At 57.9% G+C, this 25,021-nt stretch carries 21 protein-coding genes; 10 read left to right on the forward strand and 11 right to left on the reverse strand.

Annotated elements, in window-relative coordinates; all coding sequences use genetic code 11:
• Window positions 1–98: 98 nt before the first annotated feature.
• On the forward strand, window positions 99–2,465 hold the full coding sequence (locus IG617_RS02400; protein ID WP_192106945.1) for a GumC family protein: 2,367 nt from the start codon (window positions 99–101) through the stop codon (window positions 2,463–2,465).
• Between the two features lie 150 nt (window positions 2,466–2,615).
• Complete coding sequence (locus IG617_RS02405) at window positions 2,616–3,167, forward strand: hypothetical protein (protein WP_192106947.1); 552 nt, start codon at window positions 2,616–2,618, stop codon at window positions 3,165–3,167.
• A gap of 64 nt (window positions 3,168–3,231) precedes the next feature.
• Here the strand turns inward: IG617_RS02405 and IG617_RS02410 are convergent, their stop codons facing one another.
• Window positions 3,232–4,467, reverse strand: coding sequence for a GNAT family N-acetyltransferase (locus IG617_RS02410; protein ID WP_192106950.1), 1,236 nt, complete (start codon window positions 4,465–4,467; stop codon window positions 3,232–3,234).
• A gap of 211 nt (window positions 4,468–4,678) precedes the next feature.
• Between IG617_RS02410 and IG617_RS02415 the strand changes: the two genes are divergently transcribed.
• Window positions 4,679–5,674: a polysaccharide deacetylase family protein gene (locus IG617_RS02415; RefSeq protein WP_209008214.1), complete on the forward strand. Its 996-nt coding sequence runs from the start codon at window positions 4,679–4,681 to the stop codon at window positions 5,672–5,674.
• Here IG617_RS02415 and IG617_RS02420 read toward each other — a convergent pair.
• Window positions 5,634–5,849, reverse strand: a complete 216-nt coding sequence (locus IG617_RS02420; protein WP_153769527.1) for a DUF2842 domain-containing protein — start codon at window positions 5,847–5,849, stop codon at window positions 5,634–5,636. The genes IG617_RS02415 and IG617_RS02420 overlap by 41 nt on opposite strands.
• Before the next feature lie 151 nt (window positions 5,850–6,000).
• Here IG617_RS02420 and IG617_RS02425 point away from each other — a divergent pair, with 151 nt between their 5' ends.
• Together IG617_RS02425 and IG617_RS02430 are read left to right on the forward strand one after the other, a co-directional pair.
• Window positions 6,001–7,113: a COX15/CtaA family protein gene (locus IG617_RS02425; protein WP_192106955.1), complete on the forward strand. Its 1,113-nt coding sequence runs from the start codon at window positions 6,001–6,003 to the stop codon at window positions 7,111–7,113.
• 687 nt (window positions 7,114–7,800) lie between these two features.
• The gene (locus IG617_RS02430) at window positions 7,801–8,010 is read left to right on the forward strand and encodes a cold-shock protein (protein ID WP_153769525.1); all 210 of its coding nucleotides are present in this window, start codon (window positions 7,801–7,803) and stop codon (window positions 8,008–8,010) included.
• Between the two features lie 154 nt (window positions 8,011–8,164).
• Here IG617_RS02430 and IG617_RS02435 read toward each other — a convergent pair whose 3' ends face one another.
• Complete coding sequence (locus IG617_RS02435; protein ID WP_192106957.1) at window positions 8,165–8,746, reverse strand: TetR/AcrR family transcriptional regulator; 582 nt, start codon at window positions 8,744–8,746, stop codon at window positions 8,165–8,167.
• A gap of 144 nt (window positions 8,747–8,890) precedes the next feature.
• On the opposite strand from IG617_RS02435, the gene IG617_RS02440 reads away from it, so the two are divergent.
• Window positions 8,891–10,102, forward strand: coding sequence for a multidrug effflux MFS transporter (locus tag IG617_RS02440; RefSeq protein WP_192106959.1), 1,212 nt, complete (start codon window positions 8,891–8,893; stop codon window positions 10,100–10,102).
• A gap of 53 nt (window positions 10,103–10,155) precedes the next feature.
• Here the strand turns inward: IG617_RS02440 and IG617_RS02445 are convergent, their stop codons facing one another.
• Complete coding sequence (locus tag IG617_RS02445; RefSeq protein ID WP_192106961.1) at window positions 10,156–10,998, reverse strand: urea carboxylase-associated family protein; 843 nt, start codon at window positions 10,996–10,998, stop codon at window positions 10,156–10,158.
• Between the two features lie 116 nt (window positions 10,999–11,114).
• Window positions 11,115–11,531 carry a hypothetical protein gene (locus IG617_RS02450; protein WP_192106963.1) on the reverse strand — a complete coding sequence of 139 codons (417 nt, stop codon included), beginning with the start codon at window positions 11,529–11,531 and terminating at the stop codon, window positions 11,115–11,117.
• Window positions 11,532–11,806: 275 nt separating this feature from the next.
• Between IG617_RS02450 and IG617_RS02455 the strand changes: the two genes are divergently transcribed.
• Window positions 11,807–12,448, forward strand: a complete 642-nt coding sequence (locus tag IG617_RS02455) for a hypothetical protein (RefSeq protein ID WP_192106965.1) — start codon at window positions 11,807–11,809, stop codon at window positions 12,446–12,448.
• A 681-nt stretch (window positions 12,449–13,129) separates the two neighbouring features.
• Here the strand turns inward: IG617_RS02455 and IG617_RS02460 are convergent.
• From IG617_RS02460 to IG617_RS02480, 5 genes are all read right to left on the reverse strand, one after another.
• On the reverse strand, window positions 13,130–14,332 hold the full coding sequence (locus IG617_RS02460) for a hypothetical protein (protein ID WP_192106967.1): 1,203 nt from the start codon (window positions 14,330–14,332) through the stop codon (window positions 13,130–13,132).
• A gap of 149 nt (window positions 14,333–14,481) precedes the next feature.
• Window positions 14,482–16,119 carry a fumarate hydratase gene (locus tag IG617_RS02465; protein ID WP_192106969.1) on the reverse strand — a complete coding sequence of 546 codons (1,638 nt, stop codon included), beginning with the start codon at window positions 16,117–16,119 and terminating at the stop codon, window positions 14,482–14,484.
• A gap of 145 nt (window positions 16,120–16,264) precedes the next feature.
• Complete coding sequence (locus IG617_RS02470) at window positions 16,265–16,822, reverse strand: YceI family protein (protein WP_192106971.1); 558 nt, start codon at window positions 16,820–16,822, stop codon at window positions 16,265–16,267.
• Window positions 16,823–16,843: 21 nt separating this feature from the next.
• A complete protein-coding gene (locus IG617_RS02475; RefSeq protein ID WP_192106973.1) occupies window positions 16,844–17,428 on the reverse strand; it encodes a cytochrome b in 585 nt (194 codons plus the stop codon).
• A gap of 107 nt (window positions 17,429–17,535) precedes the next feature.
• A complete protein-coding gene (locus IG617_RS02480; RefSeq protein ID WP_192106975.1) occupies window positions 17,536–18,117 on the reverse strand; it encodes a YceI family protein in 582 nt (193 codons plus the stop codon).
• Between the two features lie 371 nt (window positions 18,118–18,488).
• Here IG617_RS02480 and IG617_RS02485 point away from each other — a divergent pair, with 371 nt between their 5' ends.
• From IG617_RS02485 to IG617_RS02495, 3 genes are all read left to right on the forward strand, one after another.
• Entirely contained in the window at window positions 18,489–19,211 is a 723-nt protein-coding gene (locus IG617_RS02485; protein ID WP_192106977.1) for a glycerophosphodiester phosphodiesterase family protein, read from the forward strand.
• 169 nt (window positions 19,212–19,380) lie between these two features.
• Window positions 19,381–20,436: a FecR domain-containing protein gene (locus tag IG617_RS02490; protein ID WP_338109930.1), complete on the forward strand. Its 1,056-nt coding sequence runs from the start codon at window positions 19,381–19,383 to the stop codon at window positions 20,434–20,436.
• A gap of 58 nt (window positions 20,437–20,494) precedes the next feature.
• The gene (locus IG617_RS02495; protein WP_192106981.1) at window positions 20,495–23,278 is read left to right on the forward strand and encodes an EAL domain-containing protein; all 2,784 of its coding nucleotides are present in this window, start codon (window positions 20,495–20,497) and stop codon (window positions 23,276–23,278) included.
• 93 nt (window positions 23,279–23,371) lie between these two features.
• Here the strand turns inward: IG617_RS02495 and IG617_RS02500 are convergent, their stop codons facing one another.
• Complete coding sequence (locus IG617_RS02500; protein WP_192106983.1) at window positions 23,372–24,829, reverse strand: NAD-dependent succinate-semialdehyde dehydrogenase; 1,458 nt, start codon at window positions 24,827–24,829, stop codon at window positions 23,372–23,374.
• Window positions 24,830–25,021 lie beyond the last annotated feature (192 nt).

The following is a 25,021-nucleotide window of genomic DNA, read 5'->3' on the forward strand; positions in this document are numbered from 1 at the left end:
GACAAAAATTAACGCCGCTTTCCGTGCGCCGGACAGGGGCTTAACCGATCGCTTACCCTAATTCGTCATAGTTGCGGAGTTCGTTCTGGAGTATTGAAATGAGTTCGACCCGCAACGCGGTGCAAGATGATGACATGGCGCTCGACCTGGCTGGCCTGCTGAGGGCAATCGGCGGCGCCTTGCGCTGGCTGTTGCCGCTGGTTTTCATCGTCGCGGCAAGTGTCTTTTTAGTCCTTCAGTTCGTTCCGTCCAAATACAGGGGCGAGGCGAGGGTGCTGATCGAGAGCAAGGACTCCGATTATCCCGGCACCACACGCGGCGTTGAAGAGGAACGGGCGGTTCTCGACAATGAAGGTGTTGCCAGTCAGGTGCAGCTGCTGAAATCGGCTGATCTGGCGCGCCGGGTCGCAAAGCGCCTTGGTCTTGCGTCCATTGCCGAATTCGAGGCCGACAGCGGTGCGGGCATTGTCAGCGATGCGCTTGTGATGCTGGGTATCTCCCGCGATCCGGCCCGCATTTCTCCCGAAGAGCGGGTGCTGAAGGTCTTCTACGAAAACCTCGAAATCTACCGGCTTGAAGGCTCGCGCGTCATTGCCGTCGACTTTTCCGCACAGGATCCGGAACTGGCCGCGGCCGTCGCCAACACAATTCTTGATGAGTATATTGCCCTTCAGTCCAGCGCAAAGCGCAAGACCACTGAATTTGCCACCACATCGCTGGAACCCCAGATCGAAAGCCTGAAAGCGGAAGTCCAGGCCGCACGCAAGGCGGTCGAGGATTTTCGCGCTCATGCCGATCTCCTGATGGGAACCGACAATCTGACGTTGAACCAGCAGCAATTGGCGGAGATCAGCAGCAGCTATTCGCAGGCGCAGGCCGACAAGGCGGAGTCCCAGGCGAAGGCGGACCTGATCCGGGAGCTCTTGAAATCCGGTGGCTCGCTCGAAACCGCGAGTGAAGTTCTCGACTCTCTCCTGATTCAGCGTCTGCGCGAACGGCAGGTGGCGATCCAGTCGAACATCGCTGAACTGTCCATCACCTTGCTGCCGAACCATCCGCAGCTGAAGGCGCTGCAGTCGCAGCTGGCTGACTACAACCGGCTCATCCGCGAAGAAGCGCGCAAGGTGCTCGTCGGTCTGGAGAACGACGCCAAGGTCGCCAACCAGCAGGCTGAGGCTCTGAAAGGACGTCTTGGTGAGCTCAAGGTCGCTGCGGCCCAGACCAATTCGGACCAGGTGCGTCTGGCGGAGCTGGAGCGGGAGGCAAATGCCAAGGCGCGTCAGCTGGATCAGCTGATCGGCAGTTTCCGCGATGCCGACACCCGGCTGCGGGCGCAGGCCCTGCCAGCCGATGCGCGCATCATTTCACGGGCGGCGGTTCCGATCGAACCCTACGCGCCGAAGGTGATCGCCATCACGATCATTGCCGCCCTGGCGACCTTCGTGATCGGCTGCACCTTCGTGATCATGCGCGAGTTTCTATCGGGCAACGTGCTCTATCCGGTGGCCTATGATTCCGCGTCGCTGCGCCAGCCGCAGGAGCCGACACCTCCGGGCGGCGGGCACTATGGCAACTGGCCTTCCTCGGCCGCTGCCCAGGGCGTCGCCATGTCTGCGAGCTTTTCCTATGGCGATGAAAAACAGGCCGCAGCCCGTTATGTTCAGGAGATGGCTGCCGACGCGAGACACGTTGAGGCCGAACCAGAACCAGCTCCGCAGCCTGCTGTCGCTGCCGAACCCGAGGAAAAGGCGATCAGGGAGACCAGCCGCAAGACCTTGCTGGAACGCGCGGTGGACCTTGCCAAACCAGCGGCACGCGCTCGTGAAGACAAGCGTGATATTCAGCCCGATCGCGCCGATCAACAGTATGATCGCGCGAGCAAGATTGATGCTGCTCTTGCGGTCGCGCCCGAAGACGGCCCGGCACCGCTTGCCGTCGAGGGCGTTATAGTCGTGCTGAGCGTCGACGACCCCGCTGTGTCACACAACCGCGCCTTCGAGATGGCACGCGGCGCCGCGGAAGAAGGGGCGGGCGTGCTGCTTCTCGAAGTGTTTCCGGAGATCGGGACACCGGAAGCGGCGGAAGGCTTCTCCGATCTCGTCGCTGGCGACGTGGTCTTTTCCAAGGTGGTCTATCGCGATGCCGGTTCTCCGGCGCACATCATTGAAGCCGGAACCCAGCAGATCGATGACCAGATGGCCAACGGCGAACGCTTCCAGATGGCGGTCGACGCCATCGCCGACACCTATGATGCGGTCGTGATCGACCTTGGAGCCATTGACGGCTCGCTTGCGAGCGCAAATCTTCTGCGCAGGGCCGATCGTGTCCTGTTGATGTCCGGCGATGCGAGCTATGACCATGAGCTGAAGAGCGCAGCGCGCCTTCTGGCTCGAAACACGGGCGCTGCAGTCGAGGTGATTGCTCAGGGCAACCAAAAGCGCCGCGGGTCGGGTCGGGCGGCCTAAGCGCCGAAAATATCCAGCTTTTTCACGGTTGAGCCAGTTTTGTACAGGAAAGGCAGTGACGGGTTCGAAATCGTTCAACAGATATATTATACGGCTATAGGTTGTGCTTCGTATAGGGATCCAAAAATCCCATAAGCTTATGGGAAGGTGATGGAAAAAGATCGCGTAAAGGCCAAATACCAGAGCGTATACAGAGCTATAGTTGTTTTTTTTCTCGCAAACTGTATCTTCCACATGATGGGTTTTACGGTTTTCTCCGTTGATTTTATTGACAGGATTTCCCGCGTCCTTCTTCCGGATTGGCTATTTTTAGAAGAAATAGTCGATAGATATGGGGCTGATTATTATTCTATTTTAGAATCAATGATGATATTATTTGTATTTTGTATACTGTATGTATTGATGTTATTATATATTTCTACGTGCCAGATAAAATATATTGTAAATAAAAGTGGTTTTAACTATTTTAAATACAGAAAAGATTTTTACGTAGCGTATTTTGGGTTTGTATTTGTATTTGTAATAACGCCAATCGTAAAATTCAATAGTAGTCAATTCTCACCAAAGTATGTGCTCATGCCGCCGGAGCTTTTGCTGATTGCGCTGAACACTCTGTGGCTCGGTGCATTCGTATATACTTTTGCATTTGCGCTGGAGCCTGCTTTAATAACCAAGCACTGGAAAGCCGCCAACGCTGAATGAAGGCGATGCGCTCTGATTTGCATCGGGACTTATGGATCCGGTGCTTAAAGCGATGTGTGCAAATCTAGCTCGGCCGCACACGTGCTTTCAGGGCGCGCATCTTGCGCACGAGCGGCCAAAGGGTCTCTGATTTTCGGATCCGCGCTTTCAGGACTTGCTTCTTGCTGAAGGCGAAAAACGCCATCTTGCCCTTGAACGTCAGGGGCGTGGAGCTGTCGAAAAGCGCGACCGCCTCGCTCCAGGATCGCTTGTAGCGTTCATCGCCAAGGCCAAGGTCGAGGCAATGGAGGCCCGGGTCCGCGCAGGCTCTCGCGATGATTTCCTTCAGCAGCACGACGCCTGGGCTGTGAGCTGTCATGTTATCATGGGAAATGCTGTTGGCATAACCGATCAGCCGGTCGCCCGACCGGCAGCTGAGATAGGTCGCCCGAATCTCGCCCTCACATTCCAGCCACCAGAGGTTCAATCCAGTCTCTTCCTGTTGCTGGCCTGACTTCAGCAGGGTTTCGAGAAACAGCTTTTCCTTCTCGCCCGTGAAGACATTCGGAATTCCGGTCGCTGCGGCGCGCACCGCTCTTTGCTCAAGGAAGGCAGTGAGTCCGCGCTCGATGTCAGCGTCAGTCGTCGCGCAGACAATCTGGAAGTTGTCGGCAGCCTCGAGGGACTTTTGTTTCTTGGCCAGTTTTTTACGCGCGGCCTTGCTGTGACTGGTCCGGAACAGATCATCAAAATCGTCTGACAAGGGCCCGATGAAAACCGGGCTCGGGCTTTGAACGAGCTCACCCAAACAAAGCGGATTGGGGCTTTCGCCCAAATATTCCGGCAGATTGGCCAATTGCAGAAGGTCCGCCTCGAACGTCTTTCCGAGCGCCGACAAATGCCGCTGTAGAACAGCTGGTGCCACAGCGCCCACGGCTGAACGGCGCCACAGTCCCGTGGACTGATTGGCCTTGTTCTGACCCAGGAAGCTAAGAACGCGCAGCGGCCCCTTCTTCTGAAGGGCAAGCGGCAGGAAGAAGGCGGCTTGCTCATCCAGAAAACCTGCGACAAGAACCGGTTCGCAGCGTTCTATCTCGCCAAAGCTTGTCTGCCAGGCTTTGATCCAGGACGCTTCATGGTAGGGCAGGGTGAGCCTGTCCTCGCCCAGCTGGGCGATGAAGTCACTTGCGGAGGCGAAATCATCCAGCCGCGCCAGGCGCAGTTCGACCGTCTGTCGGTTGCAGCCTGTGGTTTTATCGGCCGATCCGACGAGGCGCTCATCAGGGTCTGATGCAAGGGCGTTTGCCCCGGTCGCTACCATGTGCTCGGTTTCCATCCTGCTCGTTCAACTCTAGAGACAAATAGCAATAAAAATTAAAGAAACAGTGCCTAATCTGCTGCCAGAAATCAGGGGTCGACCGACACAAATGGGTGCTCGTCAAAGAATATTCCAAAATGCTTTCAAGCTCTTGCGCAGCAGTGGGCTTGGCCGTGTTATGGCGCCGTTTACTCAGGGTTGTGGTGCAATCTTCATGATGCATCACGTTCGCCCTGCGCGTGACGACGAATATCAGCCAAATCTGCATCTTGAAATCACCCCGGAGTTCCTGCGCCAGTCGATCGAGCAGATCCGCGGCAACGGCTATGAGATCATCGCGCTTGATGAAGCGGTTGATCTTCTCAAGAGCGGCTATGGCAATCAGCGCTATGCAGCCCTGACCTTCGACGACGGCTACCGCGACAATCTCAAGATTGCCTACCCGATCCTGAAAGAGCTGAATGTTCCCTTCACCATCTACGTGGCGACGGGGCTTATCGACCGCGAGACCGAACTCTGGTGGATCGCGCTTGAGCGCATCATCGGTCAGAATGACGAGATCCGCTTGTCAGCCGAAACGGCAGGTGAGGCGATTTCCTGTCGCACGGTGGCGGAAAAGGACGCCTGCTACGAGCAGCTCACACGATGGTTGACCCAGGAAGTCGACGAAAAGCAGCAGCGCGAGATCATTCGCCAGCTGGCGGAGCGTTATGATTTCGACCTGGCAGGTCTCGCCGACGAGATGATGATGACCTGGGACGAACTCAGGGAGCTGGCGCAAGATCCGCTGGTGACCCTGGCGGCCCACACCCATGCGCATCATGCTTTGGCACGTCTTGGAGCTGCAGACGCCAGATCAGACATCCAGCGCGGGATCGAGCGCATGCAGCAGGAGCTAGGGCGCAAGCCGAAACACTTCGCCTATCCCTATGGCAACAAGATCGCGGTCAGCAAACGGGACGCACAGATCCTGAGTGAAGCTGGTTTCAACTCGGCCGTGACAACCTTTCCCGGCTTGCTCAAGTCGGTGAATGCCCGCGATCCGATGCTGCTTCCCAGGGTCTCCCTGAACGGCCGTTTCCAGGATCCCTATGTGATCGACCAATATCTGACCGGTGCGCCTTTCGCCCTTTACCACGTGGCCCGCTGGGCCTGCCGTGGCCGCAGCTTCAGGTCGGGCGTTTCCCGCCTCTTTCCATCCACCAGATGATGGCGCCGGCCGGAATGACCCAGGCCAGTCCTGCCACGGCGAAATAGGCCAGGCGCATGAGTGTCGAGGATTGTTGCAAGGTCATGTCGCCGATCACCATGGCGACCAGCGCATAGACGATCACAAACACCACAAGAACCACCATGCCGACGAACTTTCGAAATGAGGGAACCATGCTGGGGAACTCACTTTTCTGATAGGGTTTTGCAGCGTTAGAGTGTCGCAAACACCGGCCCGCGACTTGCCGCCATTGTCATGCACCTATATCTCCCCCGGTGTTAGGTCAAATCCGGGCAGTGATCCCGGGTTCAAAGACGGGATGGGAAATGTCTGCTTCCTCCAAGACAGGTGACAACGCCGGGCTTGCCAGCGCCAACGCAGGGTCTTCGCGCCTTGAGCGCAATCGCACTTTGATCCGTTGGTGGCTCTATGGCATTTGCCTGCTGGTATTGGCTATGGTGGTTGTCGGCGGCGCGACACGTTTGACGGAATCAGGTCTTTCCATCACCGAGTGGAAACCGATCCATGGCGTCATCCCGCCGCTGTCGGCTGCCGAATGGGAAGAGGAATTCGCCAAGTACCGCGAGATTCCTCAGTATGAGGTGGTCAACAAGGGCATGTCCCTTGAAGAGTTCAAGTTCATCTTCTGGTGGGAGTGGGGCCACCGTCAGCTGGGCCGGTTCATCGGCATTGCCTTCTTCGTTCCCATGGCGATCTTCTGGATCCAGGGCCGCATCGAACCCTGGCTCAAGCCGCGCCTCGTTGTTGGTCTGGTTCTGGGCGGCCTCCAGGGCGCTCTTGGCTGGTACATGGTCGCGTCGGGCCTCGTCGACAGGATTGACGTCAGCCAATACCGCCTTGCGGCCCACCTGACCCTTGCCTGCGTGATATTCGCCTATCTGTTCTGGATTGCACGCCGTCTTGCCCCGCGCGAGAGCGCCAATGCAGAGGAGGCGCGGGCACTCGGCGGTGTCGGCTGGCTGTTCCTTGCGCTGGTGTTCTTGCAGATCTTCATGGGTGGTCTGGTGGCCGGGCTCAACGCCGGCTTCACGTTCAACACCTGGCCGCTGATGGACGGGCAGGTGATCCCGAAGGGCCTTCTGGCCATGTCTCCGGCGTGGGCGAACCTCTTCGAGAACGTCATGACCGTCCAGTTCCAGCACCGGGTCACCGCCTATGTGCTCGTGGTCGTCGCACTCTGGCTGATGATCCGGTCGAAAAAGGTCAGCGGCCGCAAGCAGGTGATGATGCCAGCTCGTCATATCGTCGGTTTCGTGGCGCTTCAGGTGGTGTTCGGCATTGCCACATTGGTCATGTCTGTGCCGCTGCATCTGGCCCTGTGGCATCAGGCCTTCGCTGTCTTCGTTCTGGGTGCTGCGGTAGACTATCTGGCGATGTTGAAGGGACCTTATCCACGGCCCGCCGTAGTCGAAAGCTAGGCGCAGAGCACCTGCGCCAACTCGCTGGCAGCACCAGGTCCACCGCAGGATCTCCTCTCCCCGGCGTTTTGGCTGGTTCTCGGTTTCCCGTCAGAAACGGGATGGCAGGCGTTCCGGACTTGCCGGGCGGTATTGGGAATGTGGGAAGTGACAAGGCCGTTGCGCCTGCCCAGGTTTCGTGTCCCAAATGACCGAACTTGCGTCTTTCTCTTTTCTGCGCGCCGGAAGTAGAGCGTCCTCCGGCTTGCCAGATACGAAACGCGCCCGAGAGATACGGCGTCACTCCCCGCCGAAGTCTCAAGCTGCCAGTCACCGGCGCCCTCTGCCATCCGTTACACGGCAGAGAGCCCCTCGAAACCCGGTCCCCGCCACCGCGAACGGACGGTCCATTAGCGGCCCCGTGATGGCAGGAACAGGGGTGATAATACGGCAGGTTTGATGAGGGGGGATAAGTGTTTCTGACAGGGTCGGCAGGGACCAGTCTGGTATTATTCGTTTTTTCCGGGTGAAAAGCCTTGAATTGGTCACGAACTAGGACTATTTCCTGCGCATCGATATTGCTTGAAGAACTTGTTACGGCGTGGGCAACCGCGAACTGAACGATCTTTCCTCTCAACGTCGAGCTAATCGCCCGAGGCAATCTTGCCAAAGGCACCCCTACATGACCGATTGAAAAGGAAAATCGTTATGGCTATTGGAACCGTTAAGTTCTTCAACTCCACCAAAGGCTTCGGCTTCATCCAGCCGGAAGATGGCGGCAACGACGTGTTCGTTCACATCTCCGCTGTTGAGCGCGCTGGCATGCAGCCTCTGACCGAAGGTCAGAAGGTCAGCTTTGAAGTTGTTCAGGACCGTCGCTCCGGCAAGTCCGCTGCGGACAACCTGCAGGAAGTCTAAGTCTTATTTTTCAGGGCGCTGCCGGAATGGCTGGCGCGACTTGAAAATGAAGATTGAAAAAGGTCGGGCCAACGCCCGGCCTTTTTTGCATTTTGAGGGATAACAATTTTCAGCGGCTCAAAAGCTGTTGCCGAGACGGCAAGGCTGGGCGCCGTCAGGACCCGAAGATCTGAGACACCATTGCCTTGGCAAAGGCTGTATTAAGCGGCCAGTCGTTCAGCATCCGGTACCAGAATGCGCCATGGATCATTGCTGAGAGCATTGCGACATCGCTCTGTGGCGGCAGTTCAGCGCTTTCAACGGCCCGCTGAAGGATGTCGGTCACGATTTCCTCGCGTGGCAGAACGAATTTCTCGATGAAGCTGGCGCGAAATTGCGGATCCTCCTGGGCAGACGCAATCAGGCTGCGCATGGCGGCGCCATCGCGGGCGATGTGGTCGAAGATGCTGATCAACAGATCAAGCAGGCGTTGACGCGCAGACCCCTGGTCCGGGTGACGCTCGTCGCCGAAGGCGCCTTGAGAGGCCGATTCAAAGAAGGCCTCAAGCACCAGATCCGCCTTGGTCGGCCAGCGACGGTAAAGCGATTGCCGTGACACGCCAGCTTCCTTGATGATCTGCGTGATGGAGACCTTGTCGTAGCCGTTCGTTCGGACCAGCCGCCGCGCGGCGTCCATCAGCGCCGGTGCGGTCGCTTCCTCCCTGGGCCGTCCGGCCTGTCGCGGGATTTCGGTCATTTTTCTTCTCCCGAATAAAAATCTGCAGCACCATCTTGAATAAGAGACGGTAGTCTCGTATTTAAATACGGAACTGCAGTTTCTTAATAGGAGCTGTGCGACCCAAAAACAATGGCGGCTGAAAACGCCCCTTGGAGAACCTTCATGCCAACCTCGGCGAAAACCGGGACGCCCTATGTCCTGCTCGTCACTGTTCTGGCGCTGCTGGCGGTCTTTCCGCCCGTGGCGACGGACATGTATCTATCAGGCCTGGATCAGCTCGCCCATAGCCTGGGCGCCAGCGATGCCGCCGTCGAACTCTCCCTGTCGTTGTTTTTTCTGGGGCTTTGCGTCGGTCAGCTGATCATGGGGCCTGCCATCGACGGTTTTGGGCGCAAGGGGCCTTTGATCGTCGGGATCGCGGTCTTCACCGTCACCTCGGTCGCCTTGCTTCTCGTCGGGGATGTAACGATCTTCAACGGCTTGCGCGCGGTTCAGGCCATTGGCGCCTGTGCCGGTATGGTCGTCGGCCGTGCCATGGTCACCGATCTCTTCGAGGGCAGGGAAGCTGCAAAGACCATGACCGTGCTGGTGATGCTCATGACCATCGGCCCGGTCATGGCGCCCTTTGTCGGCAGCTTGTTCCTGACCGCCTGGGGGTGGCAGTCGATCTTCGTCTTCATGGTGATCCTCGGTCTTGCATCCGCAACCCTGTCGATGATCGTCCTGCCGGAAACCCTGCCGAAGGAACAGCGCGGCGATACGCCGTTCCGTGACGCCTTCAAGGGCTATGCCAGACTGGTCAGCAATCCGCGCTTCCTGATCCCGGCTTTCGTCGCCGCGCTGGTTCAGGCAGCCATGTTCGCCTTCATCACGGCGTCGGCAGGAGTTTTCAAGGGTGTCTATGGCCTCGACAACATGACCTATGGCCTGTTGTTCGGTCTGGTCGCGGCATCGCTGGCGGTGTTTTCCCACGTCAACACGAGGCTCTTGAACCACTACAGCCCGGAGTTTCTTCTGACCGCTTGCCTGCCGGTCTTTGCTCTCCTTGGCGGCGGCCTGTTTGCCCTGTCGTCCACACAGAACCTGTGGGTCTTCGTGGTGCCGCTCTGGTTCGCCATCGGGTTCGTCGGTCTCTTGAGCGCCAATGCCATGTCGATTGCCATGGAGGCAGCGCGCGGAGGGGCGGGCGTCGGCTCGGCGCTCCTGGGCGCATGCCAGTTTGCGATCGCTTTCCTGTGTTCGACCGTGGTAGCCCTCATGACGGCGGAGGATGCGTCTCCCATGGCGATCGGGATCTTTGTCCCGGCTCTGGCCGCGTTGGCGCTTTGGTTTGCAGGCCGCCTGATCCGGCCACAGGAAGTGGCCACCACCTGAATGCAGGCGCTGCGGAGACCATCGTCCGCAGCACCTTGTTTCTGATCTGAGGCTTAGCGGCCGTGGCTCCGGTCGTAGCCATTGACCGCAGGCTGCGACCAGTTGCCGAGCGTGCCGTCGCCCGGGCGGAAGACCTCCATCAACAGGGGATGGCAGGCGGCAACGTCGCTGGTGTGTTCGGATGAACAATCACCGCCCGGACAAGCGCTCAGAACCGCCAGCAGGTCGATCTCGGCGAAAAGCTCCAGATAGTCGCCCGGACGCACCGGGCTGGCCTTCATGAAATACTGGCCCGTGTCCCGGGTGAACCCGGTGCACATGAAGACATTGAGCACGTCGTGAACATGACGCTCGGACTCTTCAAGCGGCAGTTTGCGGGCATCGGCCAGCGCCCGGGTCAGGTTCGAATGGCAGCAATGATGGTAATCCGTGCCGCTCAGTACCTTGCCCGTATATGGATCGCAGCGCGTCCCGATCACGTCATGCACCGAACCGCCGAATTCATCGATGCCGTACCAGTCGAGCGTGTCCGTCGTCACCGTCGCCATGGGGCGCAGGGTCGGGAAGGAGGACCACAGCCGGTCGCCGGTGGTCACGTGGGTGCCGTGCAGCGCCCGCGTCTTGCCTGAATAGAACCGTTCGCTGAGGTCATGCAGGTTGAAGAGATTGAGATCGCCGACCTGTGAGCCCTCGACGGAGGACATCTTCAGGAAATGGCCGGCCGGCACCTTGATGCTGGCGGCCTCGCGCGGGGCGACAAGCACTTCATCAATCTTTTCAGCCGTTTCACGGGCGGCGGCATAAAGGCTGAGATCCGGCTCGGGCAATGTTTCCGGCGGATAACAGATCACCGGCTTCACAGCCCGGCGGGTGGCGGCATCTTGAGGTTGGTTCATGGAAAAACTCTGGTCACGTCGTGCCTGCGGAACGATCTCCGCATCGCGGCCAGACTGGCATGGCCCGCAGGCGATGACTAGGGGCCAATGACCAGGCGTGAAAGGCGCGGGGAGGCCTAGCCGCCGAGCCCGAACGAGCAACTTGCCTTCAACGGAACCCAATTGGACAGCTGCTTGTGTTGAGGCGCAGAAGCCCGGTAACGGGCATCGATCGGCTGATGAATGGTAAGATCTCGGAAATAGGTGCCCATGTAGGTGCCGTTTGCGGTTTTCTTGGTGGTCACCTGATGCGGTCCGGTCACGCCGCCGCCGGCCTTGGCGATATAGACAGGAACCGTGCCTTCCTTGTTGGTGAAGACCCAGATGTTGAGTTCGGCGTCTGCCGGGCAGGCGGCAACAGCTGGCCCTTTGATGCCCATCTGGAGCTTGGTGACCTTCAGCGCGGTTTCGCCGGGCGCTGCCAGATCGTTTGCCGATGCGGAGGACGAAAGGGCCGCGAGGGCAAGGGTTGCGGCAAGGGCTGTTGTTTTCATGACGTGTCTCCTGTGTGTTCAAGGTGCGTGATCATCACTATCTGCATTTCGGCTGAACCCGGTCTGAATGCCATGTTCAGTAAATCCGGAACGCTGAGGCAGAGACGTGATCCCGATCACAAGAGGGGCGGAAAACGCCGGAATTTGTCTGATTTTGATTGGCGTCCCACGCTCATGCCGCGCAGTTTCCCGCCTTTGATGTGATTGCAATTCAAACGGCACAGACTAGGATATCCATCAGGAAATCCTGAACATGATTTCACGAGGGAGATATTATGCGTCTATTGAAGTTGAGCGTTCTTGCAGTGATCTTTTCAGCAGGAATCGCTGTGTCCGCACAGGCTTATGACACCAAGCAGACAAATCATTTCGGATTTACAACGGCAGACGTCGACGACGACTTCAAAGTCACGGCCATGTGCACCGTTTCGGGCGGGAACAGCATCGATGTGCTGGACACGGCCGCTGACTGGTTGCCGGCAATCGGAAGCACCCTCATGGGGGGAATCAAATGGGCGGCGCTTGAGAAGGGCGAGGTGCTGTGCGGCCTTCGTCACTACGAAGGGCCCGGCGCGTTCACCTTTCCAGCCGATACGAAGGGCTTTGACCTGAAAATCCGCGCCTATAAGGACGGAAGTCAGATCGGCAAGGACTTGAGCCCCAGCAACGCGTGCAACAACAAATTGCCGTTCCGGATCAACATGTTTGGCGCCTGCTGGGAAAAAGGCGAGAAGCGGAATCTGGACAGCAAGGAAGCGGACTATGTGGCCGCGTGCATCGAAACGGAGATGCCGTCTTCGGGCGAGACCCTGTCCTTTCTCGTCTACGCAGGCGCTGCCCCGGACGAAATCGCGACGCAAGTCGCGTCTGAAGCGACCAATCTCCTGAAAAGCAAGTGTGACCAGCGGACATTCTGACGCTCTTGCGGCGTCAGGCGCTAAGAGGCTCGGTAGGGGCGGGCAGTGTCGTGCATCTCGACACGCCCGCATGTCTTCGGCGATCGGTACATCCTCGAAACAAGGCCGAGCCTAGCGCGTCGGCGTCAATCGCTGTGACGCAGCGCTGCCTCGAAAAATGGCGCGGATCGCGATGGGTGCCTCCCACCCAGCACCACTCATCGGCGTTCATCCCATGGCTCGACCCCATTTCCGCTTTTTGGGGGGGGGCATGCCGTTGCCGTGCGGCAATCAGAAGCCGTGCTGCCTGGAGACGTCACGGCATGGATTGCAGGATCAGGTCCTGCAATGACGGGGAAGGGGTGAGCGTTCGTTACATTTGACGCTGCGCCAGCCACCGGCGTCATCCCCACCTTGTGCGGGGATCCACTCATTCCCGGAGTAGTTCGGCTCAAGCTACCTGGATTTGCGGCAACCTTTGAACCCACTCCCATGTTCCGTTCCGCCGAAAGGGGCATTGGATCCCCGCACATTTCCGTTTCGCGGGGCGGGGATGACCGCTGCGAAGGCTGGGGTAGCCCGCCACGTTCGCGGTTGTCCCGGCGACGCCCGGCGAGACTGCAACGTCGTGCCTATGGTAACGCCACTGCATGCATCGCAGGACCACGACGGTCAACTCCTGAAGCTTAACAATGGTGCTCATTAAGTTTTAAACTTGGACAATAGTTCGGTCGCAGTGGGTGGGCCGTCATCTTTTGCAGGGCTGTCAGCGGGTTTGAAAAGCTGCTGTAGAATGAGTAAGCGTTCGTCATCGGTAAGCTTGACTTCAGGTAGTTCTTGAAGCCGAACGAATGAGAATAGTAAAGCTAATCGTTGGCGTGCGTCATTTTCAAGAGCGAAATGAGCGTTGTTTTGTCTACTCAAAATACGTAGAAGCCAAGTAACTCCCAGTATAGGTATTAGAACGCCTTTCAGGCTCAGGATCGCAAATATCCAACTTCCATTTGTTTTGGCTGCAAGCGCCGCGTCATGCAAAAACCGTTGCCAAGGTGTCGGGCAAAAGGCTGAGTCTCCGCAGAGCCTGACTATCGAAGCCTGGAGAATTCCTGCTTGACTGAGCATCAAAACAAGAAGTGAAACTGCCAGTATACTTACAAAAAGAATTATATTACTTGATCTTCTTACCTGATGATGTTGGGCCTTATCTTTCCAATGTGCGGTGAGGCGTTCGAGGCCTTCAGCGGTTTCTCCAGCTTCTTCCGCGCTAAGAGCTTCGTCAGTCTTCCGATGAGCTTCTTCTGTTCGCTGTTGTGCTTTTGATAGAACTTTGGTCGCGTCATCCAGTTTTTTCTTGCTTTTTTCAGATAGCCAATCACCGTACTCAGAAATGGCTTGCTCGATGATTCTGCGTTCAGGCGCCTGAATGCTGGCAATGAATTCGGGAAAGTCAGCCTTGAGGTCTCCCAAAAAGGTTCCTGCAATTTCCTCGGGGTCATGATGTGATGCAACGAAATTTCGCAGGCCCGTTGGTTCTATTGATGGATACTTTATCTTGAAATAAGATTTCGAGCTTCCGTTCTCTGCAGTCGTTTTGTCATTTAGAATATCTTGAATTATATTTGCATACACAAATGACATTTGATTTACGAGGTGTCGAATGGCATCGAGTAAAGTTCCTTGAATAAGGGCCTTTTCTAAGTTTATATAAGGAAATATTGAGTATTTAGGCTCAGATATTACATTATAATGAATACTAATTCCAAGAATTTTTGAAAATTCTTGCAAATATGCGGCGTAGTTGTTTGTATTGGTTAGGTGATCTTCGCCACTATAATTGTATATGTTGATATTTTTTTTCTGTAGTGGGAAGTCTTGCTCATTAGCCTGACTGAGAAATTCTGCCATCAATTTAATCCACGGCAATCATGTAGATAAGTGCAACCATTGCGAGCTTATAGGGGTTAGCATTTGGTTCGCAATAGTCGACACAAAACAAAACCCGCCAGCCTCCCAGCCAGCGGGTTTCGCGTTTTCAAACCGGTTTCAGGTGCAGATCACCCCAGGTTCAGTTCCTTGAAGAAGTCGTTGCCCTTGTCGTCGACGACGATGAAGGCGGGGAAGTCTTCGACTTCGATCTTCCAGACCGCTTCCATGCCGAGTTCTTCGTATTCGACCACTTCGACCTTCTTGATGCAGTCCTGCGCCAAACGGGCAGCCGGGCCGCCAATCGAACCGAGATAAAAGCCGCCGTGGGCCTGGCAGGCACGGCGGACCTGGGGCGAGCGGTTGCCCTTGGCCAGCATCACCATGGAGCCGCCGGCGGCCTGGAACTGGTCGACGAAGGAATCCATCCGACCCGCGGTGGTCGGGCCGAAGGAGCCTGACGGCATGCCATCGGGGGTCTTGGCCGGGCCGGCATAATAGACCGGGTGGTTCTTGATGTAGTCGGGCAGGGGCTCGCCCGCTTCCAGCCGTTCGCGCAGCTTGGCGTGGGCCGCATCGCGCGCCACGATCAAGGGGCCGGTCAGGGACAGGCGGGTCTTGATCGGGTGTTTGGTCAGTTCGCCCAGGATCTCGGACATGGGCCGGGTCAGGTCGATGTGAACGACCTCGTCGTCCAGATGGTCGTCGGTGATCTCCGGCATGTATTTGTCCGGCTGCATTTCCAGCTGTTCCAGGAAGATGCCGTCCTTGGTGATCTTGCCGACCGCCTGGCGGTCCGCCGAGCAGGACACTGCCAGCCCGATGGGCAGGGACGCGCCATGGCGGGGCAGGCGAATGACGCGGACATCGTGGCAGAAGTATTTGCCGCCGAACTGGGCGCCGACGCCCGTCGCCTGGGTCAGCTTGTGGATCTCTTCTTCCATGGCCAGATCGCGGAAGGCATGGCCGTCTTCCGAGCCCTGTGTCGGCAGGTTGTCGAGATAGCGCGCGGAGGCGTATTTGGCCGTTTTCAGGTTCATCTCGGCCGAGGTGCCGCCGATGACGATGGCCAGATGATAGGGCGGGCAGGCCGCCGTGCCGAGCGTCAGGATCTTTTCCTTGAGGAAGTCGATCATCCGGTCGTGGGTCAGGAGCGAGGGCGTGCCCTGGAACAGGAAGGTCTTGTTGGCCGAGCCGCCCCCCTTGGCCATGAACAGGAACTTGTAGGCGTCTTCTCCGTCGGAATAGAGCTCGATCTGCGCCGGCATGTTGTTGGCGGTGTTCTTTTCCTCGAACATGGAGATCGGCGCGAGCTGCGAGTAGCGCAGGTTCTTCTTGAAATAGGCATCGCGCGAGCCTTCGCCCAGGGCCGCTTCATCGGTGCCGTCGGTCCACACCCGGCGGCCCTTCTTGCCCATGATGATCGCCGTGCCCGTGTCCTGACACATGGGCAGGACGCCATGGGCGGCGATGTTGGCGTTCTTCAACAGGTCAAAGGCCACGAACTTGTCGTTTTCGGTCGCCTCGGGATCGTCCAGGATCTTGCGCAGCTGGGCCAGATGTCCGGGCCGCAGGTAGTGGTTGATGTCCTTGAAGGCTTCCTCGGCCAGAAGGCGCAGGCCCTCCGGTTCGATCATGAGGACTTCCTCGCCGTTGAATTCGGCGGTCTTCACATGGTCTGAGGTCAGCTTGCGGTAGGGCGTCTTGTCCTCGCTCAAGGGAAACAGGGAACTGTGCTGGTACTTGGGCGGGGTCGTCGGAGCGTTCATCTCAGGGCCTTCTTGGTTTGGCTGGCGCGCTGAGCAGACACAGGGCGCGTGGCAAAACGGATGTGCGTGTCATAAGGCAAAAAGGCAGCAAACGCCAAGCGCCGCTGCCTTCCCAATTTGTCGAAGCCGATGTTTTTTGCCGCGATCAGCGCGTTGCCGTCAGATCAAGCGTTACGGTGACCACTTCACCTACTGTATCGCCGTTCACTTCGGCGCCGAGCTTGTAGTCGGTGCGGTTGACCTTGGCCTCGCCCTTGGCTGTCGCCGTATCTCCTTCAATGTCGAGCGTGAAGGCGAGTGCAATCGGCAGCGAGATGTCGCGGATCGTCAATGTGCCATTGGCGACATAGGCGCCGTCCCCTGCCGGGCTGACCTCCGTGGTCGTGAAGGTCGCGACCGGGAATTCATTGACATTGAACCAGCCGCGGCCGGGCAAGGTGCCGTCGAACTGCTGGTTGCCGGTGGCGGCGCTCAGCGTCGTGATCTCGGCGGAGATTTCGGCTGTCTCCGGCGTGTCCGGATCGAATTCAATTTCGGCGGTCCAGGTTTCAAAAACGCCCGTCAGCGGCGATCCGGCCTGAACGACCTCAAAGGCAAGCTGGCTCTTGGCTGGGTCGACGGTCCATGTGTCAGCCAGGGCAATGCCCGGTGCCAGCAGGCTGACTGACAGGGCGGCGGCAGAGAGGACTGATTTCAGCGGCATGATGATTTCCTTCGAAATGGGTCAGATCTTGGCGCGCGCCGGGGCGGTGGAGAGCATGCGTCTCAAGGTGTCGTCGCGGGCAATGAAATGGTGTTTGAGGGCAGCTGCTGCATGGGCAACAATCAGCGCTATCAGCAGGTAGGCACCGTATTCATGCAGGAGCTTGAAGATGGCCTCTGCCTCGGCTTGTGTTCCGAGCGCTTCCGGCACGGGCAGATGCGGCACCGGCAGGACGTCGAAGACGATGGTCGGAATGCCCCAGGGGGAGGCCGAAGCCATCATCCAGCCAGTGATCGGCATGGCAAACAGGAAGGCATAAAGACCAGCGTGACCCAGGTGAGCGGCCAGTTTTTCGATGGCTTTCATGCCATCGGGCAACTTCGGCGATGGGTTCACGAGCCGCCAGGCAAGACGCAACACCGCAAGCGCAAGCACCACGAAGCCGAGGGACTTGTGCAGCTGGTAGAGCCGGAACGTTTCCGGGTCCGTGGGCGGAAGGCTGGTCATGTAAAGACCGAGCGCCAGCATCGCCAGGATCAGAAGCGCCATTGTCCAGTGAAAGACAATCGCGACGCGGCCGTAACCACCGGATGTATTGCGGATCATGACGCACTCCACAAGGCTGAACTGGAGCAAGCTCCGGCGGCAGGCCGTGTCAATGAAGAAGGGGGCCGGTGCCGAGGGGTGACACCGGCCGGGAGGCCCAGAAGGCCTTAGTTTGTAGCCGCTTTCAGAGTCTCGGCGTGGAAGGTGACAGTGATCTCGTCACCTACATAGGGAACAAACTTGTCCATGCCATAGTCCGAGCGCTTGATCGTGCTGGTGACGGCAAAACCGGCCGCTGGTTTCTTGGCCATCGGGTGGTCGCCGATCTGGGTGACGGTCACGTCCAGAACGGCGGGCTTGGTAACGTCCTTGATGGTCAGGTCGCCGGTGACCTTCAGCGTGTTTTCACCGGTCTTTTCAACCGATGTGCTCTTGAAGCTCGCTTTTGGAAACTTTTCCGCTTCGAAAAAATCTGCGCTGAGGAAATGCTTGTCGCGGTCGGCCCAGAATGTGTCGAGGGAATTCACGTCGATGACGAACTCAATCGACGAATTGGCCGGCGCATCCTGGTCGATCAGAAGCGTGCCTTCCCACTCGCCAAAACGGCCTTCGGTGGTCGAGTAGCCAAGGTGATTGTAGGAAAAGGCAAGGTTTGCGTGGGACTTGTCGAAGTCGTAGGCGACAGGTTCGGCAACGGCAGCGCCGGCCAGAAGCGAAAACGCGAGGGCGGAAGATGCGAAACGGATCATTTTAAAAACCTCAATTCGAGAGAGTCGCAAAGGCTCTCGGGATCGAGTGCCATGGGCGACAAATAGACATGATCCTGCGTGTGACAATTTGACTGACTGTCAAATGTAAGTGAACAGTTGCGCGTTTGATTGTCATCAAATGAACGCAATGCCCGGATCGCTTGAAGACGGCGACCGCGATGCAATCTCCGGCGCGCATTGAAACTGAAACAATCGCCCTGATTGTTGCCGGCTTGTCATCTGCTGATCACTCGAATCGTGGCAGTCTCGAAGCAGCAATTTTTCATCAAATCCCGGGCGCTCCCGTGACATGACGGGGTTTTACATCACGTCGTGATGCGGGCGCCAGATCAAAAATCAGGGAGAGGCCCGTGCACAAGGCCAAAATCGTTTGCCACCGGGGGGCAAGTCAAACCGCTCCGGAAAACACCATGGCCTCCCTTGAAGGTGCCATTGCCCTCGGAGCCTTTGCGGTCGAATTCGATATTCGCACCAGCAAGGACGATGTGCTCTACGTCATGCATGACGAGACAGTGGATCGCACGACCAACGGCAGCGGCTATTTCTCCGACATGACGTCTGCCGAGATCGATGAGCTGGATGCAGGCAGCTGGTTTGGAGCCGAGTTTGCCGGTGAGCGCGTGCCGCGTCTCGACGCCTTTCTGGATGCATGCAAGGGCCGGATCGCGACCTACGCGGAAATCAAGCTGGCCGATCCGGCAAGAGTGCGGGACAAGCTTGCCTCGCGCCGTCTGCTGGCCGACGCCTGGACCTTCTCCTTCGATCAGGGCATTCGCGCCGAGACCCGCGCTCGGGTGCCTGATTTTCGCCGGATGGTGCTGTTTGAGCATGTCGGCTCAGTCGAACGCGCCGTGGCTCTCGGGGCGCATATCCTCGAGTTCAACGAGAACACTCTGACGCCCGAGCGCTGTTCCGAGGCAAAGGCAGCCGGGCTCCTGACCCAGATGTTCTATGGCGGCTCGGAAAGGGCTGTCTTTGAAACCGCGGTGCGCTGCGGCGTCGAGCAGATGAACATCGACGCCGTGAACCTCTTTCGCGAGGTTGAAGCCGATCTTCTTGCCGACGTAGACTGAACTTAAAAAAATGACGCAGCGTTCCTTTTCAAGGTTTCACTATGTCTTGGTGTTAAGATGTAGTTAGTGATATTTCATGCAATTGACGTTAGAAATTGCGTGTTTCTCATCTGTTAAATACAGCAATGTATTTTCTTTGTGGGTTTCAAAGAAAATGAGATGCATTGCTGTGACGGATCAATTTCAGAAAACCTTCGCTTGGGCATTTGCGCGGAGTCTGAAGCGAAGGCAGGCCCAGAAGGGCTATTGCCGCAAGATCGCTCCTCTGTTCCTACTGGTCGTGGGTCTGAGTTTAGTCTCCGGACCGGGCTTTGCCGCCGATTGGGTGATCAAGCGGGTATCGGGAACGGTGTATCTCGTGGCTCCCGGTGTGAAGGCATTTCGAGCCAAGACCGGAATGCCACTTCAAAAGGGCTTCACGGTCGCAACGCGCAAGGGCGCAAGAGCGCTTATCGCGCGTGGAGCTGAAACGATCCTTGTCGGGCCGAATACGACCTTTGCTTTGTCGCGATATCGCAGCAAGGGTGGCAAGACTACGCTTCTGCAAAAGAGTGGCGATCTGCAAATCGATGTTGTCAAACGCTCACGGCCGCATTTTTCAGTCGAAACCCCTTTTCTTGCCGCAGTGGTCAAGGGGACGCGTTTTGCCGTCAAAGTCGGTAAGAAAACCGCGCGCGTGTCTGTCGAACGTGGGCTTGTCGGCGTGAATGACTTCGCATCAGGTGATCGCGTCAACCTTGGGCCGGGGCAGCTGGCGTCGACCGAGCCGGAGAGAAAAGTTGGGCTGACCGTAGGCGGCAAAGTCCTGCCGACGGTGAAAAAAGGCGCCAAGGCAGCGCCGACTTTCGTGACGCCTGCTGTAACAAATGTTCCCACGACAACAAGTGAAGCGACCTCAAGCAGCACATCCAGTTCTTCTGGTTCCACCAGCGATACCGAGACAGATAGCGCAGGAAACGGCAACAGCGGCAATTCCAACGCCGGCGGCAACGGCAACGACAACGGCAATTCCGGCAATTCGAACGCTGGTGGCAATGGAAACGGCAACAGCGGCAATTCCAACGCCGGCGGCAACAGCAACGGTAACGGCAATTCCGGCAATTCGAACGCTGGTGGCAATGGAAATGGCAACAGCGGCAATTCCAACGCCGGTGGCAACAGCAACGGTAACGGAAATTCCGGAAACTCAAACGCAGGCGGCAACGGCAAGGGCAACGAGGACTGATGCTTTTCCGTTCGGGTGATCTATCCATCTTGTTAAGGGGGATCAGCAGGTGAACCGCTTGGCAACGACTGCCGCAAGAAGCGGGATCAATTCGACCCTCCTTGCCTATATTGCTATTGCTCTAGTGATAGCTTTCCTTCAGGTTTCAGGGGTTTTTGCTCCGCTCAAGCGGGCGATTGACGAGTTTCGCTTTTCGCTGACCGAACGTGAACCGACCGGCCAGATCGTGATCGTCGACCTGGATGCAAAGAGCCTGAGAGAGGTGGGCGTGTGGCCCTGGCCGCGTAAGGTCTACGGCGATCTCCTTGATGCCCTTGTTGATCTTGAGGTCGCTGAGGTCGCGTTCGACATTGATTTCAGCAGCCGGTCCAATCAGCATGATGATGCGGCCTTTGCCGCAGCGATTGAACGTGCCGGTGGCATCGTCAGCCTCGCGATGTTTCGTCAGAACGCATCGGCGCCGGGCGCTTCGGCATCCTCTGAGACAGTGGTCAATCGGCCGATTGACGACTTTGCGGGCGAAGCGTGGCCTACCGTTGTGAGCGTTCCGATCGATGCGGACGGCCGGGTTTGGCAAGCCCTCTGGGCGGAGGAGTTCGATGGCGAGCCGGTTCTCTCCCTGGCGTCTCTGCTGGGCGGGCACGGCGGTGTTGTCGGCGAGATGTTCCACATCGATTTCGGGATCGCCGCAGATCGCCTTGAGCGCTTTTCTTTTGTCGACGTCCTGAGCGGTGAGGTTGGGGCAGACAAGCTAAAGGGCAAGAAAATACTGATTGGAGCCAGCGCCCAGGAGCTAAGAGATCTGTTTTCCGTGCCCCTTTATGGTGTCTTGCCCGGCGCTGTGATCCAGGCCCTGGCGGCGGAGTCGATTGCACAGGATCGCGCATTGACCCATCGTGGCGGGCTGGAAATTCTCCTGCTTGCAATCATACTGGCGTTGCCTGTCCTGACCTTGGTGCGCGTGGATTGGCGCTTAAGAGCGTTGTTGCTCTTAGCAATTGGGTTGAGTCTGGAGGCTCTGGCGCTTGTCATCCAGTTTCGGGCGCCCGTGATACCGGACACAGCCGCCGCGCACGTCGTTCTTGTGTTTTTCTTCGCTTTCATGACGCTGAGCCAGATAGGCCTGCAAAAGCTGCTTCTGCGCATTTCGCAGTTTGAGACCCGAAACAGCCGGTTGATGCTCGGGCGGGTGTTCGATGACAGCTTTGATGGCATTCTCGTAGTTGATCAGAACCGGATCATTCGTGCGGCCAGCCGTGCCACAACTCAGGTCTTGCCAAATCCGGTGAAAGTCGGGATCTCTGCAAAGGAGTGCCTGCCCGACGTGATGATACAGGAAGTCGACAGGGCTTTGAGCTGTGCCGAAGTCAACGATCATGAAGCCCGAATTCAGGAAGCTTCCATCAAACTGCCAGATGGCAAAACGCGTACCATCGAATTTATCGTGACCTGCTCCGCCCAGGTTGATCTCAATCAGGAAACATCGTTCTCCGAAGCCGAAGTGCGCCTGGTGAGCCTTACGTGCCGCGATGTCACCGACGAGCGCAGGGCCGCCGACCATCTTGCCTACCTTGCTAGCCACGACCCGATTACCGGCCTGATCAATCGCAACGGTTTCGAGGAGCGCCTCGAGGCGCTCCGTACCGCTGATGCATGCGAAGACCAGATCCACTGTGTTGCTCTGATCGCGGTGGATGGAATAGATCAAATCGTTGCGTCTCTCGGTTTCAGCGTCGCCGACCTCCTACGAAAAGCGATGGCCGGACGCTTGATCACCGTACTGCCTGGTCCTGGCCTTGCCGCGTCCATCGGCGATAACCGTCTCGCATGCCTCTGCTCTGTGGCGTCGGAAGATGTGTTGCAGGAGCGCCTGAAGCTGATGGCCGATGTTTTGAAAGGCGAATATCTTCTGCTTGGCAGCCGAATACCTGTCACGGTCAGTGTGGGCTACACGCTCTTGATCGAGGGGGCGTTCAACGCCGAGGCGCCATTGCGTGAGGCAGGCAATGCCCTTTCCGTCACCCGCCAGGCTGGCGGCAATTCGATTGTTCGCTACCAAGAGGCGATGCGGCTCAATCTGCAAAGGCGCAGAGTGCTGGAAACAGAACTCGCTCGCGCACTGGAAAAAGGTGAGCTCCATGTTGTCTTCCAGCCTCTTGTGGATCTGAAGGACCGGCGGCTGTTGGGTGTCGAAGCCTTGATGCGTTGGCAAAATGACGCTCTGGGCGACATTTCTCCGGCTGAATTTATTTCGATCGCCGAAGAAAGCGGGCTCATCGTAGAGTTCGGTACTTGGATCATGAAACAGGCGATGAAAGAGGCAATGGCCTGGTCAGAGCCGCTCCGTCTTGCAATCAATGTTTCGCCGCTCCAGTTCACGGCGCCTGATTTTGTTGATGCGATCCAGGACGCGCTTTCCGAGACAGGCTTTTCGCCCCATTTTCTGGATCTGGAATTGACGGAGTCGCTTTTTGTCGATGACCGGCTTCAACTGGATACGACGATCGACGCGCTGAAACAGATGGGCTGTAGTCTTGCTCTCGATGACTTCGGGACAGGCTATTCCAGTCTCGGATACATACCCCGGTTCCCGTTCTCGAAGATCAAGATCGACAAATCCTTCATCGATCAAGTCTGCGATGAGGGGCCTCAGGCTGCGATCGTGAGTTCAGTTGTCAGCCTTGCAGGCATTTTCAAGATGAAGGTCGTTGCGGAGGGCATCGAGACGGAAGAGCAGGAGGAAAAGCTGCGCGCGCTCGGCTGCGACATCGGCCAGGGTTATCTGTTCGGAAAGCCCATCCGTGCGGATGGCATCGCGCAGCTGCTGAAGACCGCCGCATAATGTTGGTGTCACGCTGTTCCGACGAACAAGCCCCGCAGGAGGTCCTGCGGGGCTTTTGTTTGCGTGTCGTCCAGCGGGTCCGGGCGGAAGGGCCTATTGACCGAGGCCGCCGATGCAGGAGTATTTGATGTTCAGGTAGTCATCGAGGCCATACTTCGAGCCTTCATTGCCCATGCCGCTGTCCTTGACGCCGCCGAAGGGCGCAACTTCCGTGGTGATGACACCTTCGTTGACACCGACCAGGCCATACTCCAGCTCTTCCATCACCCGGAACACCCGGCCAAGGTCCTGGCTGTAGAAGTAGCAGGCAAGCCCGTACTCGGTCGCATTGGCAAGCTCCAGGGCCTCGGCTTCAGTCTCGAACTTGAACAGCGCGGCCAGGGGACCGAAGGTTTCCTCGGTGGCGATTTTCATCTCCGAGGTGGCACCGGTCACGATGGTCGGCTGGAAGAAGGTGCCGACGTTGCCGGCCCGTTCCCCGCCGCTGATCAGGGTTGCCCCCTTGGCGAGAGCATCCTGGAGGTGATCGGACACTTTGGTGATCGCACGCTCGTCGATGAGCGGGCCCTGCGTGGAGCCGCTTTCCAGACCATTGCCCGGCTTGAGTTCGGCCTCGACGGCTGCCTTGAGCTTGGCGGCGAAGGCGTCATAGATCCCGGCCTGAACATAGATCCGGTTGGCACAAACGCAGGTCTGGCCGGAGTTGCGGAACTTGGACGCGATCGCCCCGGCAACAGCCCGGTCGATGTCCGCATCGTCGAAGACGATGAAGGGCGCGTTGCCGCCCAGTTCCATCGAGATCTTCTTCATGTTGGCGGTTGCGTTGGACGCCAGCAGTTTGCCGACCCGGGTGGAGCCGGTGAAGGTGATCTTGCGCAGCTTGGGATTGGAGCACATCTCCGTCCCGATCTCGGGCGCATCGCCGGTCAGGACGTTGATCACGCCCTTGGGGATACCGGCCTTTTCAGCCAGGACGCCATAGGCGAGGGCGGAAAAAGGCGTCAGTTCCGAGGGCTTGATGACCATGGTGCAGCCCGCTGCCAGGGCCGCGCCCAGCTTGCGAGCGATCATGGAATTGGGGAAGTTCCACGGCGTGATGGCGCCGACAACCCCGACCGCTTCCTTGGTGACGAAGATCTTCTTGCCGGTCCAGGGAGAGGGAATGATGTCGCCATAGACCCGGCGTGCTTCCTCGGCAAAGAACCGGATGTAATTCACACCGCCGGCGATTTCGCCTTTTGCCTCGGCCAGGGGCTTGCCCATTTCGGTGACCAGGATTTCGGCCAGCGCATCGATGTTGGCCATGATTTCATCGGCCAGCTTCTGCATCAGGCCGGCGCGCTCGGCAGCCGTCTTGGCCTTCCAGGGGCCGAAAGCGGCATGGGCGGCATCGATGGCGCGCGCGGTTTCCGCGCCGCCGCAATGAGGCACCGTGCCAATGGTGTCGCCGGTGGCCGGATTGATGACCTCAATGGTCTTGCCGCTGTCTGCCGGGATCCATTCGCCCGCAATGTAGACGGCTTCTTTCATAAGGGTCGTGTCGAGACTCATCTGTGGTTCCCTTCTGGCCATGCCCCAGACCCTTTTCGGTCTGGTCGGTTCGGAGATGTTTGAATTGCCGGGGACTGGGACGGAATCACCGTCCGCCCGGCGAAGACTGAAGATGGCAGCAGCAAACAATGTGCGGCGACACGGGTCAAGCTCAACGAGAGCGGCAACACGTGTTCCTGATGGGATCGGGCT

It is taken from the genome of Roseibium polysiphoniae, assembly GCF_014842925.1.
Taxonomy (GTDB): Bacteria; Pseudomonadota; Alphaproteobacteria; order Rhizobiales; family Stappiaceae; genus Roseibium; species Roseibium polysiphoniae.